Annotated in this window: 10 protein-coding genes; all 10 read right to left on the reverse strand. The window is 39.1% G+C overall.

Features of this window, described 5'->3' with window-relative positions:
- Positions 1–50: 50 nt before the first annotated feature.
- Positions 51–2,519 (reverse strand): phosphoketolase family protein, encoded by a 2,469-nt coding sequence (locus RSC39_RS09895; protein WP_332536885.1) that lies wholly within the window; start codon positions 2,517–2,519, stop codon positions 51–53.
- 84 nt (positions 2,520–2,603) lie between these two features.
- A complete protein-coding gene (locus RSC39_RS09900; protein WP_063282232.1) occupies positions 2,604–3,977 on the reverse strand; it encodes a sugar porter family MFS transporter in 1,374 nt (457 codons plus the stop codon).
- A gap of 169 nt (positions 3,978–4,146) precedes the next feature.
- A complete protein-coding gene (locus RSC39_RS09905; protein ID WP_063282233.1) occupies positions 4,147–4,749 on the reverse strand; it encodes a sugar O-acetyltransferase in 603 nt (200 codons plus the stop codon).
- A gap of 27 nt (positions 4,750–4,776) precedes the next feature.
- Complete coding sequence (locus tag RSC39_RS09910; protein ID WP_332536889.1) at positions 4,777–5,607, reverse strand: aldo/keto reductase; 831 nt, start codon at positions 5,605–5,607, stop codon at positions 4,777–4,779.
- Positions 5,608–5,657: 50 nt separating this feature from the next.
- A complete protein-coding gene (locus RSC39_RS09915; protein WP_332536891.1) occupies positions 5,658–7,337 on the reverse strand; it encodes a glycoside hydrolase family 43 protein in 1,680 nt (559 codons plus the stop codon).
- A 25-nt stretch (positions 7,338–7,362) separates the two neighbouring features.
- The gene (locus RSC39_RS09920) at positions 7,363–8,838 is read right to left on the reverse strand and encodes an MFS transporter (protein WP_332536893.1); all 1,476 of its coding nucleotides are present in this window, start codon (positions 8,836–8,838) and stop codon (positions 7,363–7,365) included.
- A gap of 69 nt (positions 8,839–8,907) precedes the next feature.
- The gene (locus tag RSC39_RS09925; protein WP_332536895.1) at positions 8,908–9,912 is read right to left on the reverse strand and encodes an aldose epimerase family protein; all 1,005 of its coding nucleotides are present in this window, start codon (positions 9,910–9,912) and stop codon (positions 8,908–8,910) included.
- 2 nt (positions 9,913–9,914) lie between these two features.
- Positions 9,915–11,420: a xylulokinase gene (gene xylB / locus RSC39_RS09930; RefSeq protein ID WP_332536897.1), complete on the reverse strand. Its 1,506-nt coding sequence runs from the start codon at positions 11,418–11,420 to the stop codon at positions 9,915–9,917.
- Positions 11,421–11,495: 75 nt separating this feature from the next.
- The gene (locus tag RSC39_RS09935; RefSeq protein ID WP_332536899.1) at positions 11,496–12,320 is read right to left on the reverse strand and encodes a glycoside hydrolase family 11 protein; all 825 of its coding nucleotides are present in this window, start codon (positions 12,318–12,320) and stop codon (positions 11,496–11,498) included.
- Positions 12,321–12,426: 106 nt separating this feature from the next.
- Positions 12,427–13,746, reverse strand: coding sequence for a xylose isomerase (gene xylA / locus RSC39_RS09940; RefSeq protein WP_332536901.1), 1,320 nt, complete (start codon positions 13,744–13,746; stop codon positions 12,427–12,429).
- Positions 13,747–13,814 lie beyond the last annotated feature (68 nt).

The raw sequence follows: 13,814 nt of genomic DNA on the forward strand, positions 1-13,814 counted from the left end.
AAAAACAGACTGATTAATTAAAATCAGTCTGTTTTTATTTTATATCATTCTTATTTTTTCAAGTCGGACCAAACCCACTCCGTAAATTCGGGAATGTCAACTCCTTCATTTCTTGTCACTTCAAAATGTTTAACCAATGTCCGCTCCATTCGGTCAATGAAAGCTTTCGCTAACCCTTGGTTAACTTTACGATTGACATAAAGCACTTGCATGGCATCAATCGCTTGGTGGAAACGGTCAAGTTCAGAATAGACCCGCATATCATAAGTAGTTGTAATGTCGCCATCTTCACGATAGCCATGAACAATCAAACCTTCATGACCTCTTTGATAGAAAATGGATTCGATTAAATCTTCATAGCCGTGGAATCCAAAAATTACCGGAGTCCCTGCAGGACCAAAATATTTTTCAAATTCTTCATCTGAGAGTTCTCGTTCTTGATTGAGTGCTCCTTTTTTCTTTTGCAACCGACCTAATTCAACCACATTCACATAACGGAATTTTGCTTGTGGGAAGACTTCATTGACAAGATGTAAAGCCGCCAGTGTTTCAATAGTTGGCTCAGCTCCTGCAGAAGCAAAGACTAAATCAACCGCTTCTCCTTCTTTTACAGTTGAAGCCCAGTCAATGGTTGCAATTCCGTCAGTGGCCAATTTTTCAGCTTCTTCTTTAGTAAACCATTGTTGGCGAGGTTGCTTAGAGGCGACAATATGATTAATTTTACTTCTATCTTGAAAGGCACGATTGAATACAGCCAGCAAAGTATTTCCATCAGCTGGCAAATACTGTCTGATGAAATCAGATTTCTTTTCAGCCAAATGGGTCAACATTCCTGGGTCTTGGTGAGTATAACCGTTATGGTCTTGTTGGAAAACAGTCGAAGTTGAAATAACATTAAGTGATGGATAATCATGACGCCATTTTTGGTCTGACGCTTGACGAATCCATTTGAAATGTTGAGTTAACATTGAATCTACGACGCGCAAGAATGATTCATAACTTGCAAACACACCTGTTCGTCCAGTCAAAGTATAGCCTTCGAGCCAACCTTCTGCTTGGTGTTCTGAGAGTTGAGAATCGATAATTCGACCTTCTGGCGAGATAAATTCGTCATTTGGATTTTTAATGACTTGCATCCATTGACGATTTGTCACTTTAAACATTTCCCAGAAACGGTTGGACATGGTTTCGTCAGGACCAAACAAACGGAAACGTGTCGGATTAAGTTTGACGATTTCGGCAAAATATTTTGACAAAATATTCATATCCATATTGTCATTGGTTTCAGGGAGTAATTTTCCACGATTATTTTTGGAAATTGGATTTGCAAACTCTTGCCAATCGGGTAAGACCAAGTTTGAACCATCTACACCACCATTAGTTACAGGGTTTGCAGCCATGCGCATGTCACCTTTTGGTGCAAAATCGCGCAATTCTTCTTTCAAACTTCCATCAGTATTAAATAAGGTTTCTGGTTGATAAGAAGTCATCCATTCTTCAAACTCGGGCAATGTTTCCATATTTTTTGATGACAATGGCAGCGGCACTTGGTGGGCACGGAAACTATGCTCAATTGGCATTCCTTTACCGTCAAATTTTGGTCCTGACCAGTCATTATAACGTGGACCACCCCAACCTTTGGGTAAACGAGCAATAATAATGGGCCAAGCTGGGATTTCGCCATTTTGATAACGATTATCTTCACGCGCCTCTTTCTGAATTTGATGAATGTCTTCAATGGCTTTATCAAAAACTTCGGCTGCTAACTTATGATAAGCCATGTAATCATGAATATCATCATTTTCAATATAACGAGGAGAGTAACCAAGTCCTTCAAAGAATTTGCGAATATCCACATCTGAAGTTCGAGCAAACAAAGTAGGATTTGAAATTTTAAAACCATTTAAATCAAGAATCGGTAAAATCGCCCCGTCATTTTTAGGATTAATGAATTTGATTGAGTGCCAACTGGTCATCAATGGACCAGTTTCTGCTTCTCCATCCCCAACAACAGCAAAAGCAATTTGTTCAGGTTGGTCAAGAATCGCACCCGTTGCATGAGAAAGAACATAGCCCAATTCCCCACCTTCATGGAGTGAACCAGGTGTTTGTGCGGTCATGTGTGAGCCAATTCCTCCGGGAAATGAGAAACGTTTAAACAAACGTGACATTCCTTCCAAGTCTTGCGTAATCTCTGGATAGGCTTCTGTATAAGAACCATCAAGATAAGATGGAACAACCATGGCTTGTCCACCATGACCGGGACCACCCATATAAAACATCTTTTGATTATACTTGTTAATCAGACGATTAGCATGAGCGTAGAGGAAAGTTTGTCCTGAAACTGTTCCCCAGTGCCCAATAGGATTTGCTTTAAGATTTTCTGCTTTAATTGGTGTTCCTGTCACAGAGAATAAAGGATTTTCTTTCAAGAAAATCATTCCTGCTCCAAGATAAGTGGCTGCACGCCACCATTTGTCAAGCTTTTGTAAATAAGCTTCTGAATTATATTCTGTCATTTTTTCCTCCTGATTTTCCTTCATTATAGGTCAATTGTGCTTGATATTCTAATTATTTGTTCATATATTCACTGGGAAACATTGCTACTCTTTTTCTAAATGATGGACCCGATGAACCAATTCTGCTTCGATTTGTTCCAGCGTTTTACCTTTTGTTTCGATGACTTTTTTACTGGTAAACCAAATCGAAAGAAAACAGCAAGCGGCGTAAATCAGGAAGATTTTCCCCGTCCCAAAGAATGACAGTAATGGTAAGAAAGTCAATGACACCACCCAGTTAGCCGCCCAATTGACCGCAGCACCAAATGAATTCCCTAAACCACGGATTTTAAGTGGAAAAGATTCACCAATCATGACCCACATGACTGGACCCCATGTTGCTGAGAAGAAGGCAATATAAACCGTTAAAGCAATAACCGCCAAATATTTACCAAAACCAATATGAGCATTTTCCGCTAAAATCATGCCGACAGACATCAAAACAAGTGAAATTCCCATTCCCCAAGCCCCAAAATTGAGCATCCAACGGCGATTGACTTTATCCATGACTCGCATGGCAATATAGGTCACAATCACATTGAAAATCCCAATCCCGATATGGGCTAAGAGTGCTGCGCTCGCTCCGAAACCGACTGAAACGAAGATTGATGGGGCAAAATATAATACTGTATTACAACCCATGACTTGTTGGAAAACCGCAAGTCCGATTGCCATAATCAAAACCGGACGTGACATTTTACCAAAAAGCTCTTGCAAGCCTCCTTGTTTTTCTTCTTTGGCCATCAGTTGAATATCAGAAATTTCGGCTTCAATTGAAGTTGGATCATCATTAATCATTCCCAAGATTTCACGAGCGCCTTTTTCATCATCATGACGTAGAAGAAAACGAGGAGATTCTGGTAAAAATAGGCCACCAATAAATAATAAAGCCGCTGGAACAGTCGCTAAACCAAGCATCCAATGCCAATTTCCTGAAACACCTTTTAAAGCATAATTTGAGATATAAGCGAGCAAAATCCCAGTCATAATCATCAATTGGAACATGGTTGATACGCCACCACGAATTTTTGCTGGCGAAAGTTCTGACAGATAAGTTGGAACTAAGGCCGAAGCCGACCCAACGGCCATCCCCAAAATAATACGTGAAATAATAAGAAATTCGGCACTGTTTGAAAGTCCAGAACCTAAAGCTCCGATGAAAAAGATAATTGCTGACAAGAGCAAGAGACGTTTCCGACCGAAACGGTCACTCATTGGGCCAATGACCACGGCACCGATTACTGCACCAATCAAAACGGCTGCTGTAATCCAACCTTCCATCCAAGCCCAAGAGCTGACCTGCCAGCTCTCTTTTTCAATGAAAAGCAAAGCACCTGAGATGACCCCAGTGTCATAGCCAAATAATAATCCACCTAAAGCACCAAAAAAGTAGATGAAAGTGGGAGAAAGTTTTCTCATGATAGTAACTCCTTAATTTTTATTTGCAAGTTATCCTTGCTTGTTATCACCTATAAATGATAGCGCTTCCTGGCTTCTTTTTCTTGTAATGCTTGATATTTTAAAAAGGAAATGTTGCTTATTTTAAAATAAAAAATACTCCTGATTAGGAGTATTTTCACTGACAGATTTATTTTTTCAAAAGACGCGCAGGATTTCCTGCAATCATAGAATGACTGGGAAATGATTTGGTCACAACGCTGCCAGCGCCAACGACAACATCATCCCCCAAAGTAACACCGGGCAAAATAATCACTGACCCACCTAACCAACAATCGTCACCGATTGTGATTGGAGCATCATATTGCCAAGCCGCACGCCTAAGCAACTTGTCTGTGCTGTGATGATTGACCGTAAATAATTGACAGTTCGGCCCAATAAAGCAATGCTTGCCAATCGTAATTTTTCCAGCACTGATGACCTGTAAGCCAGAATTAACAAAGCTGTCAGTACCAATTGAAAAATATTCTGGATATTCTAAACTCGTGATTGGAAAATAAATTTCTGTACTTGCTGACAGATTTGGTAAAAACTCTGTCAGTAATTTTCTGGCCTCATCAAAATTTTCTTTTGCTTTGTCATTAATTTCAGAGATTTTTTGACTACTTCTTTTAACAATTTCTTGTAATTGCTTTTCTTTGCTAAATTGGTACCAATCGCCATTTTTCACTTTGTCAAAAATAGACAATTGGCCAAGTCTTGAAATTTCTTCGTCAGTTAATTCTTTGTTCATTTTCCCTCCAAAAATTTGTTGTCGTTTTTACCATCTGTCAGCAGAATAATTTTCATCAGGCGCACCCATGACGCGTTCGCCTCTTTGTAATAAGTCAATCAACTGCTCATCTCTTGCCGTCAGCGCCCAATCAAATAGATTAATATTTTGCTTTTGCCGATTCGTATTCGTCGATTTGGGAATCGTTGCCACTCCTTTTTGATAGAGCCAGCGCAGAATGATTTGCCCCGTTGATTTATCATATTTTTCAGCTAAATTTTTGATAACTGGGTCAGTCAATTCTTGACCACCATGACCGAGCGGACTCCAAGCCTGATGCTGAATTCCCAACTTTTCAAGATAATCATGCGTGATATGATTTGAGAAATAAGGGTGTGTTTCCAATTGGTCGACTGCTGGCATGATTTTTGCTTTCGTCAGTAAACGGTCCAGATGATTGGCCTCAAAATTTGATAGACCAATGGCTCGTACCATGCCCTCATCATATAAGTGTTCCAAGGCTTTCCAAGTTTCAAAAAAAGGCTTTTCCTTTGGCCAATGGATTAAGTACAAATCCAAATAATCCGTTTGCAATTCTGTCAGTGTTTTTTGAAATGCTGACAGCGTTTTTCCGTAGCCTTGTTCAGATTGGGCCACTTTTCCAGTCAGAAAATATTCTTTTCGAGGATGGTCATAATTTTTCAGCCATTTTCCAAGAGCTATTTGGTTGCCATAACTGGCGGCCGTATCAAAAAGTCGGTAGCCTGCAGACCATGCATTTTCATAGACTTCCTCAAAATTTGCCACATCACTTTCAAGCACTGAGCCAAATCCAACCGCAGGAATTTCCAGTCCATTATTCAATGTAAAATACTTCATCATTCCTCCTAAAAATCCTGTCATGGCAGTCATAACAGGATTTATATTATTTAGTCAAATCTTGATTCGCTGGCTTTCCAAGTGTAAGAACCGTCTGACAAAAGTTTGTCGCCCAATTCTTTGTACTCAAAATCATAAAATTCAGCTTGTTTATCATATCCAGAATAATCTACGGCAGCAAGTCCTACAAAGGCTCCAGTGAAGAATCCACCATAAGTTTGTAGCACATAATCATCTGAAAGGACTGCTGCGTCTAGGACTACAGGAATTTCTATAAATTTTTTGCCGTCAAAACTATATTCATAAGAATATGATTCTTTACGGACTTTGGTGCGGAACCAGACATATTCAGTCCCGTCAGGAATTTTAATGGCCTTATCTTTCAAATAAGACGTGTAATTGCCGCGATTGTTTTCGCCCACTTCAATGACTGCGCCATTGATTTCATTCCAAGTGATAAAGGCAAAGCTCCAATGACGGTCATTATAATAGTTGGTCAAACCAGCCATTTGTTGATAAGAAAATGGGTCAAATTTGACTTTGACTTGAGCATCAAAGTAGAAGGCTTGCCAGCGTCGCGCAATCAATGATAAATCAAAATTATTTGCCAATGAACCCTGACCAATCAATGTTAACTTGCCATTTCCAACCGAGCCCATTTTTTCAGTAAATGGTACCCGTAAAGTATTCCAGTTGATATCCAAAGTCGAACTTGCAAAATCATCTTTTTGACTGTGGTCAGCAGGTGCAAGCGTTTTAATCGCGTCTTTTGGTCCTTCAACAAAAGTTGTTCCACCATGTCCTCCGACAATACGAGGCCAGCCAGCTTCGTCCCATTCCACTTTTTGGATAGAGGTTTCACGTCCTAAAGAACTCCAACCACGAGGGTCTGTGCTTGATTCATTTTCATGATTCCAAGGGCGGGCACACAATGAAGCATAATACCATTCACCATGAGGTGTTGATACTAGACCACCATGGCCTTGTTTTTGAATGTAATTATCAGGCGTGTCGAAGTTTGTAATAAATGGGTCACCGGGTTCAGTTTCAAAGGACAAAGTATCCAACGTTTTCGAGCGAGCCACAACTTCTTGGTGGGTAAAGACTGTCCCACCTTGTGCGGCAAAAAGGTAATAATAATCATTAATTTGATAAAGATGTGGTCCTTCAACCAATTTGACATTTGTACCATTGTAAATCGTTTTAGCTGTTTTAGGTTGTAACTTCATTGTTGTCACATCAAACTCAGTCAATGTGATCCCGTCAAATGGGTGTTTGTATTCACGGTGATCCCATGTTTGTTGAACTAAATATTTACGACCATTTTTATCATGGAAAAGCGAGGCATCAAATCCGACACCGTTGAGTTTAAGTGGGTCTGACCAAGGTCCATTGATATCAGTTGCTGTAGTCAGATAATTGGTCATATCCTTGAAAGCACCATTGACCACCTTAACATCTGTATAAACAAGCCAAAATTTACCGTCAGCATAAGATAAATCAGGCGCCCAGATTCCACCTGAAGCTGAGTTTCCTCTCATATCCAACAAAGTGGTTGTTGACAACGGACTTGGAAGTAGGTTCCAATGTTCTAAATCTTTTGATTCATGTAAGCGAACACCGGGGAACCATTCAAAAGTTGAATTTGCAATGTAATAAGTATCATCTACACGAATAATACTTGGGTCGGCATTAAAGCCGGGTAAGACAGGATTTTGAATTTTTGACATTTTATTTTTTCTCCTTATTTAGAAATTATTGAGCTTCTTTAAGTTGAACACGTTTTTCATCAAGTTGGCGATTAATATCATTAACATCTTTATCAGAAATTGGATAAAGTTGCATGATAATCATTGAGACAATGGCAAGAACTGCAGGAATCCAGATGGCTGTGAGATTAATTCCAGATAAAGCACTGGCGCCTTGAGTGGTTGCTTTTTCGTTGAAGCCGTAAAGTGCAAGGAAAAGTGCGGGTACAGCTCCACCAATAGTAAAACCAATTTTGAAGAATAGACCCATGATAGCATTGATAATAGCTGCATTACGGCGGCCAGATTTCAACTCACCCCAAGAAACGACTTCGGGAACAAGGGCCCACATGAATCCTGTTGCAGAGGTCAAGCCCCATTGTTTAAGGAAAGTGGCAATGTAGGCAAGCGCCAAATTATCATGCATGCCATTCATTGACCAAACCCAAGTCAAAAGTTCGCCCACAACAAACATTCCCAGAAAGAAATGGAAGAAGCCTTTTTTACCAAAAATTTTCTTTAAACGAGGCCAAAAGATTGGAAAGACAATCCCAGGAATTGAGGATACAAGACCGATAGCACCCATCCAAGGCGAATGTTGAACAACAAATTGGTTGAAGAAACCATTAACTGTATTCATGAAGAACATAAATGTAAAAGCCAACATGAAAAAGAGTCCTAAAATAACCAATGGGCGGTTATTTTTAAGTTCTACAAAGATATCTGTTGTCTTAACTTGTGCTGTTTGTTCGGCCGTGGCTACCACACGTTCTTTGGTAAATCGATAACAAAGAAAGAAGGCAATCGCACCTAATACGGCATAGACAAGATAGACAGAAAACCAAGCATTTCGTGCTGATGAGTCTGTATAAGTTCCCAAACTCAACTTCAAACCGAAAAGTCCAGTGTCTTGCAGATGATTGTCTTTTGGTGAAGCCATTTGGACAAACATTGGAAAGAGGGTATAGACAAGTAAGTTTGCCCCATTAGCAAGCATCATACGCGTTGAAGTTAATTTATCAACAGATTCTGCATCGCGGGTCAATGAAGCGTTGAGAGAGCCATAAGGAATATTGACCACCGAGTAAGTCAAGTCCATGACGAAATAAATGATAAAGGCCCAAGCCACATTTCCTTTAACAAATGGGAAAGGGGCAAAGAGTAAAAGGGCAAAAATCATGAGCGGAATTCCTGCTCGCAGTATCCAAGGACGATATTTACCAGATTTTGATGTATGTTTATCGATAAATGTTCCAACCATAGGGTCCCAAATGACATTGATAATCCGAACAACGGCGAAAATGACAGAAGCAATCCCAAGACCAATCGCATTGACCGTGGTCATATAAAGAAGTAAAAATCCTCCTACGGTTCCAAAAGTTAGGTTATTGGCAAAATCGCCAAAACCGTAAGAAACTCGCTCCCATAAGGTCAGTTTGTGATACTCCTCTTGCTGGAGCGCGTGTTGTGTATTGTCATTCATTGACAATTACCTCCCTTTTATTTTTATAAAAATAAATACATTTTTACTGACAAATCTGTCAGTAAATTTTTAATCAATTGTAAATAAATATTCTGTTTTGAAAACTTTTTTCTGACCAGCTCTAAGCTCAATTGTTCCCCATTCAGGATGATGAACAAGATCAGGAATTTCTTGAAATTCTATAGCAATTCCACGATTCTTCGACATGGTTCGACCATTGATAATCGAATTTCTTTCGGGATTTGTCGCCGTATAAATGACGACAGCTTGTCGGTCAGTTTTTGCGATTAATTTGCGACCTGACAGCGGATCAAAAAGTGTCAGACTCTGATGACCCTCAGGATTGAAAACAAAACAGTCGTCCAATCCTTGCGGATATTGCTTGAGCAAATCGCCAATCAAAATGTTTTCTTTGAGCGGATAAAAGTCATCATCAACACTCAGCAGACGACCAGTTGGAATATTTTCTAGATTGGTTTCGACAATCTGGTCAACATCAGCTTGTAAAATATGACCTTCAGTTGTCGTTACTTCTGCTGACAGATTAAAATAAGGATGCCAAGCAGGATTGAAAACTGTATCAGTTGCTGACAGGCCTGATAGAATGACTTCTAGCTTGCTGTCAGTCAATTTATAAGTGACTTCTGCTTGAATTTGACCCGGAAATCCTGATTCTCTGTCAGTCAGACTCAATCTAATGCCGGCAGATGATTCATTTTCAAAAGTTTCGTAATCCCAAAACTGTCTTTCCCAACCATGACTTCCTGAATGTAAAGTGTTCTTTCCTTCATTTGCCTCTAAGCTGACAGAATCATAAGTAGCGCCTGAAATACGCCCGGCTACTGGGCCACAAATTACACCGTAATATCCTCCGTCATTTACATAGGTTTCGGAATTGTCTTTAGATAAAAGGATATTTTCAAACTTTCCATTTTTATCAGGAGCGTAAAGTTGATGGACACGCGCCCCAAAATCATGGACAACGATGGTGAGTCGTTCATTTGATAATGTAATCTGACTGATTGATTTGTCAGCGCTAAAAGGCAAAGATTTTTTGGAAATAGTAAATGTCATTATCAGCCTTCGTCATTGAATTCTACTAATTGATGAGAAAGTCCTGCTGTCGTTTGATAGGCTTCTTTCCAAATTTGATAAATTTGCTCATAACGTGCTACATTTTTCGGATTGGGTAAGAAAGTCGCTTCTTTATAATGAACAAAAGCCTTAGTGACGGCTTCTAAACTATCATAAAGTCCACAGCCAAAAGCAGCAATCATACAAGCGCCAAGTCCCGGTCCTTGCTCAACAGTCAAACGAATCATTTCTGAATTAAAAACATCTGCTTGCATTTGCATAATGTCGGGATTTTGAGCACCACCGCCTACGGAAATTAAACGTTTAAACTTCTTGTTTTTCGTTTTTTCCATGATATCTTTAGAATCACGCAATGAAAAAGTAATTCCTTCAAGAACCGCTCTTGAAAAATGTTTTTGTTCATGATGAGCAGAAATCCCTAAGAAACTCCCGCGAATTTTTGAGTCAAAATGCGGCGTTCTTTCGCCCACAATATATGGTGTAAAGAGCAATCCTTCTGAACCAGGAGAAACCGTGTAAACTTCTGACAAAAGTTCATTAAAACTCAAGCCTTTTCCAAAAGTTTCCTTGTACCAGTTCAAAGAATTTCCGGCAGCCAAGGTTACACCCATTGAGTAATAAGCGCCCGGAACCGTGTGATTAAAGAAATGGAGTTTTCCTTTGTAATCCGCAATCTTTGGCTCGAAAGCTGACACGACTCCTGAGGTTCCCATTGAAATCAAGCCGACTTCTTCATTAATCAAGCCGACACCCAGAGCCGCTGCTGCATTATCGGCTCCGCCAGCAAATACTTTAACTTCATTTGCCAGTTTGTAGCGTTCGGCTATTTCTGCTTTGACCAATCCTGTTTGAGCAGTTGATTCAAGTAAGTCAGGTAAGATAGCCATGTCAATATCGAAAGTTTGAGCAATTTCTTTTGACCATTGTTTTTTCTCAATGTCCAAAAGCAAAGTTCCTGCTGCGTCAGAAAATTCGGTATAAATATTTCCTGTCAACCAGAAGCTCAAGTAATCTTTTGGCAACATGATTTTTTTAACTCGTGACCACACTTCAGGTTCATTTTCTTGGAGCCAAAGAATTTTTGGTAAAGTAAATCCTTCAAGAGCAATGTTTTTTGTAATCTCTAAGAGACGATTCCCAAGTCTGTCAGTAATTTCTTGACACTGTTTACTTGTTCTAACATCATTCCAAAGAATGGCTGGATAAACTGGCGTATTATTTTCATCTAAAACGACTAATGAATGCATCTGACCAGAAAAACTGATGCCTGCAAGTTGCTGACCAAAATCCGAAACTTCTACTGACAAACCTGTCAGTACTGATTCAAGGGCCACAACCCAATATTCTGGACGTTGTTCAGAATAGCCTTGTTTTGGCGTATCAATTTGGTATTCAGCAGATTTTGTCGTAATTAAATTACCAGCTTCGTCCATCAAAATTCCTTTAAGGCTTGATGTTCCTAAGTCAATTCCTAACACATAAGTCATATCTTTTTCCTATTTCTTATATTTTTTAATCAATGGTGAACTTCTATAATAAAATTTTAGAGTTACCTGTCATTTTTAATTTTTTGTAAATTTTAGATAAGTACAATCCAACCAACCAGATTCACCACTGCTTTCAACTAGAAAACTATTTTCTGTAACCTTTCCAATTGCTAGACCCATTTTTTGCCACTGAGCAAAATGCTGTGAAATAGAAAGGGTTCCTTTTTGTCTTGGACTTTGTCTAATCGCAAAATATTGAGTAAAAGTTTGATTTCCGTCAATAGAGGGCTGGTCTTCTCTAACATTTTTAATGACTTGATAAGTCGCTCCATCAAGTTGATATGTCCCAAGCACATTACCTTGCGTTGTAGCGGTTGTAATCGGAGTTTTTTCCGACTGAGCTCCATTACCAAACCAATCATCGACAATATAATACTCGACAAGCTTTTCATTAGGGTCAGTCGCAGTTTCATTACGAATCCAGCCATAAATCCCTATATAGTTATAATTTCCTGCTGTTCCTTCTCCAGATTTTTTATAACTAAACTGACAAGAAATATTTCCAATATTTTTAATGTCTTCTCCAGCATTCGTCCAACTATAGCCAACACGTGCTAAAAAATCATCCGAATCTGACCAAGTCGCCTTAAAAGCTGCACCACCTCTTTGTGATGCCCCATACCAAGAAAGCGTATGTTTTACCCCTCCCTGATACCATAAAGTATAGTCATAGGGGCTTGTGCCTAATGTTTGTGGACCATTACTTTGTGCTTGAAAAGTTTGTACCGTTGGATTTTTTTCATTTTTATCTAGTAATTTTTTATTTTTACAAGCTTGCAAGCCTAATAGAGCAAAGATGATTAGACTTATTAGAGTGAATTTTTTAGTTCCTCTTCTCATTGTTTTTCCTCAAACTTTACGGATTTTGTAAAGCTATTTCATAACAACAAAAAAATAAGTTATCTCGCAAGTTTGATAAAACCTCACGAGATAACTTTATCAAAGTTTAAACAAGATAGTCATTCAATACTGATTTGATATATTCTAAGTGGTTAGAATCAAGTTCGATGTCTTCCCCATGCTCAAGAGCATAAGCAGCAAGACTTTCAAAAGTTGCTGTTCCATTTTCGATAGATTGACCAACTTCTGTCTTCTTGTATGAACTATAACGTTCTTCAACAATATCAGACAAGAATTTGTCTTCAATGATGGCTGCTGCACCTTTAAGCGCACGTGCATAAGTATCCATCCCTGCAATATGAGCCAAAATCAAATCTTCTGCTTTGAAACTTGTACGACGGACTTTGGCATCAAAGTTAATTCCGCCTTTACCAAGCCCACCGTTCAAAAGAATTTGGTGCATAGCAAGCGTGATATCAATGACAAGTGTTGGAAATTCATCAGTATCCCAGCCGAGCAAATAATTTCCTTGATTGGCATCGATTGAACCTAAGGCACCAAAAGTACGTGCAGTATTTAATTCGTGTTCAAAAGTATGACCAGCCAACCAAGCATGGTTTGTTTCAAGATTGAGTTTGAAATATTTGTCCAAATCATATTTTTGCAAGAAAGCAAGAGCTGTCGCTGCATCAAAGTCATATTGGTGAGTCATTGGTTCTTTTGGTTTTGGTTCAATCAAGAAAATAGGCAAATGGTTAATTGATTTTGCATAATCAATCGCCAAATGGAAGAATTTTGCCATGTGATCCATTTCAAGACCCATGTCTGTGTTCAAAAGTGATTCGTAACCTTCACGGCCACCCCAGAAGACATAGTTTTCACCACCAAGTTTTTTAGAAAGTTCAAGTCCTTTTTTGACTTGAGCAGCACCATAAGCAAAAACTTCAGCACGGTTTGATGTCGAAACCCCATTCATATAACGTGGGTTTGAGAACATATTTGCCGTATTCCAGAGGAGTTTAATGCCTGTTTCTTTTTGTTTTTCAAGAAGATGGTCAGTAATTTCATCTAAGTTTGCATAAAATTCTTTCAAAGAATTTCCTGTAGGCGCGATGTCAATATCATGGAAACAATAATATTTAACACCCAATTTTTCGGCAATTTCAAAGAAAGCATCTACTCGACGATGAGCACGGTCAAGTTCAGAGCCACCTTCCAAATCCCAAGGACGTTCCATTGTGGCACTACCAAATGGGTCAGCCCCGTCCATCGTAATTGTATGCCAAAAAGCAAGGGCGAAATGAAGCTGTTCTTCCATTGTTTTCCCAGCAACCACTTCTTCTGGGTTATAATGGCGGAAGGCAAACATGTTTTTAGTTTTTGTACCTTCGTATTTGATAGGTGCGATGTCGTTAAAGTAAGCCATTTTTATAGCTCCTCCTCTTTATGATATTAATATTATTTTCAAACTCGAAATTACTACTATACATTTGT

It is taken from the genome of Lactococcus sp., from assembly GCF_036648155.1.
GTDB lineage: Bacteria > Bacillota > Bacilli > Lactobacillales > Streptococcaceae > Lactococcus > Lactococcus cremoris.

Excerpts from the sequence above, each read along its gene's own strand:
- RSC39_RS09895 (WP_332536885.1), bottom strand. The coding sequence starts at position 2,519 with ATGACAGAATATAATTCAGAAGCTTATTTACAAAAGCTTGACAAATGG.
- RSC39_RS09900 (WP_063282232.1), bottom strand. The coding sequence starts at position 3,977 with ATGAGAAAACTTTCTCCCACTTTCATCTACTTTTTTGGTGCTTTAGGT.
- RSC39_RS09905 (WP_063282233.1), bottom strand. The coding sequence starts at position 4,749 with ATGAACAAAGAATTAACTGACGAAGAAATTTCAAGACTTGGCCAATTG.
- RSC39_RS09910 (WP_332536889.1), bottom strand. The coding sequence starts at position 5,607 with ATGAAGTATTTTACATTGAATAATGGACTGGAAATTCCTGCGGTTGGA.
- RSC39_RS09915 (WP_332536891.1), bottom strand. The coding sequence starts at position 7,337 with ATGTCAAAAATTCAAAATCCTGTCTTACCCGGCTTTAATGCCGACCCA.
- RSC39_RS09920 (WP_332536893.1), bottom strand. The coding sequence starts at position 8,838 with ATGAATGACAATACACAACACGCGCTCCAGCAAGAGGAGTATCACAAA.
- RSC39_RS09925 (WP_332536895.1), bottom strand. The coding sequence starts at position 9,912 with ATGACATTTACTATTTCCAAAAAATCTTTGCCTTTTAGCGCTGACAAA.
- xylB (WP_332536897.1), bottom strand. The coding sequence starts at position 11,420 with ATGACTTATGTGTTAGGAATTGACTTAGGAACATCAAGCCTTAAAGGA.
- RSC39_RS09935 (WP_332536899.1), bottom strand. The coding sequence starts at position 12,320 with ATGAGAAGAGGAACTAAAAAATTCACTCTAATAAGTCTAATCATCTTT.
- xylA (WP_332536901.1), bottom strand. The coding sequence starts at position 13,746 with ATGGCTTACTTTAACGACATCGCACCTATCAAATACGAAGGTACAAAA.